Raw genomic sequence first — 2,133 nt, forward strand, 5'->3', positions numbered from 1 at the left:
AGTCGGCCTCGGCGACGAAGGTGGCGCAGTTCCAGAAGGCGCCGGAGGTCACCAACCCGTCGGGTCAGGCCACCCAGAGTGCGGCGGTCACCAACGCCACGGCCAACTCCACGGCGACCAACACGTCGAAGACCCTGCAGGCGCTGGCGCAGCCGGCAACGACCACGTCGACCAACGCGACCGCCGCCACGACCACGGCGGCGACGACGACCACGGATCCGCTGTCGGAGGTCTGGTTCCTGCTGACCGGGCAGACCAGCCTGCCCACCAACCTGGGCACTCTGGTCAACGGCTACAGCCCGTTTGCGGGGTTGTTCTACAACACCGAGGGTCTGCCGTACTTCAGTACTGGTATGGCCAACACCTTTACGCAGATCGCCAAGTCGGTCGGTGCGATCGGTGGGGCGGCTCCGGCGGCGGCCAAGGCGTTGCCTGGGCTTGGTGGTCTGGGTGGGATGTTGGGTGGCGGTGCTGCGGCGGCTCACCCGGTGGCGGCGTTGGGCAGCGCGGCCTCGGTGGGTGGCAAGTTGTCGGTGCCGGTGGCCTGGTCGGGGGCGCCGGCGGCGCCGGCGCTGGGGCATGCGATTCCGGTCAGCAGCATCAGCGCGGCTCCCGAGGCCGCCGGCGGGCCGGGGAACCTGCTCGGTGGCATGCCGCTGGCCGGGACGGGTGCCGGCGGGCACGGGGTGGCGGGTCCCAAGTACGGATTCCGGCCCACCGTCATGGCCCGGCCCCCGTTTGCCGGCTGAGCACGCGTCCGCAGGTGTGTTCGACGCCGCCGATTGCCACGCAGCTATCAGTGTCCGCAGCATGATGCGCCGCGAGTTCTCCCAATTGCTACCGGCGTCCGCCGTCCGCGTGCGCCGGTGCGATCAAGCGGCTGAAGTGATCGAAAAGAGGTTCCCGCGACGCCCCACCAGGACGGGTCACCGCGGCACGCTGAATCTGTCCACTCGGATTGCCCCCGAACCCGCATGGTGCATCAAAAACTGCATTATGCCTACGCAGGTCTTCCCTGGGGGGGTGCAATCCACTAGAGTCCTCGGCGTAGTCCCAATCACATCGCAAGCGGCAAACCACTTCGTAGGCGAGCGTTGGCGAGTCGTTGATGACAAGAAGGCCAGGAATGACCACATCACCAGTCGCGTCCACCATGGGCTGAGACGAGCTAACCGGCCATCAGATCTTTTGGCCGCCGGCGGGCCGACAACACCCAGCATGATTTTTACCAGCTACTTTCGGGCCCAGGTCGGTTATCATTCGCTGAGACCGTTCTGCTACCCGCGTCGGTCGAGGTCAGGCGCTGTTACTGTGTCGTTACCAAAAGTGAATTCGCCGTACCGCTAAGTGAACAATTGCAAACACCGGGCTTCCACACCGATCTCGGGGGCCACCGTCATCTAGTCTCGCATCGTCGGGGATAGAACTAGGAGGGAATAAATATGTCGTTCGTGACCACACAGCCGGAGGCTTTGGCCGCGGCGGCCGGGAATCTGCAGGCTATCGGGTCGACCTTGAGCGCCCAGAACGCAGCCGCTGCAGCCCCAACGACGGGGGTGGTACCCGCCGCTGCCGACGAGGTGTCGGCGTTGACCGCGGCCCAGTTCGCCGCGCACGCGCAGATGTACCAGGCGGTGAGCGCCCAGGCCGCAGCGATTCACGAGCAGTTCGTGAACACTCTGTCCACCAGCTCCGGTTCGTACGCTGCCACCGAGGCAGCCAACGCGGCCGCCGCCGGCTGATCGGACTGGCGGTTCGGGACCTTGGGACAGATCGTCACCGACGTGGGTTCCAACGTGACCGCCCCGCAGGGAGCGATCCCGGGGCCGCAGGGTTGGGCCCGCAGAACGTCCTGCAGCGCAACACGCACTCCGTCAACTCAAACGCCGCGGTTCGGGTTTGACGTCCGTCTCACCGTGACAGCGCCCGGTGGCCGCCGGCTGACGGGAAGGGGGGGTCATTTCTATTCATTCGGCACGGCGGTTGCGTAACACGTAACCGATCCGGCCACCGTCTTCACCACATCACCCAGTAACTACGTAGCAAGGAGAACAGCCGACATGGCAACACGTTTTATGACCGACCCGCACGAGATGCGGGCGATGGCGGGCCGCTTCGAGGTGCACGCCCAGA

The 2,133-nt window shown here is 65.9% G+C and carries 2 protein-coding genes and 1 pseudogene; all 3 read left to right on the forward strand.

Annotated elements, in window-relative coordinates; translation table 11 throughout:
- The coding region (locus tag A5659_RS15275; RefSeq protein ID WP_231997841.1) for a PE/PPE C-terminal domain-containing protein at positions 1-749 on the forward strand (749 nt) is incomplete at its 5' end.
- A gap of 693 nt (positions 750-1,442) precedes the next feature.
- Positions 1,443-1,742: a PE family protein gene (locus A5659_RS15280; protein ID WP_066861444.1), complete on the forward strand. Its 300-nt coding sequence runs from the start codon at positions 1,443-1,445 to the stop codon at positions 1,740-1,742.
- Positions 1,743-2,060: 318 nt separating this feature from the next.
- Positions 2,061-2,133: pseudogene (locus A5659_RS27045) on the forward strand (WXG100 family type VII secretion target); the annotation flags it as partial.

It is taken from the genome of Mycobacterium sp. 1165196.3, from assembly GCF_001673415.1.
GTDB classification, from domain to species: Bacteria; Actinomycetota; Actinomycetes; order Mycobacteriales; family Mycobacteriaceae; genus Mycobacterium; species Mycobacterium europaeum_A.

Coding starts and splice junctions, on each gene's coding strand:
- A5659_RS15280 (WP_066861444.1), top strand. CDS start 1,443: ATGTCGTTCGTGACCACACAGCCGGAGGCTTTGGCCGCGGCGGCCGGG.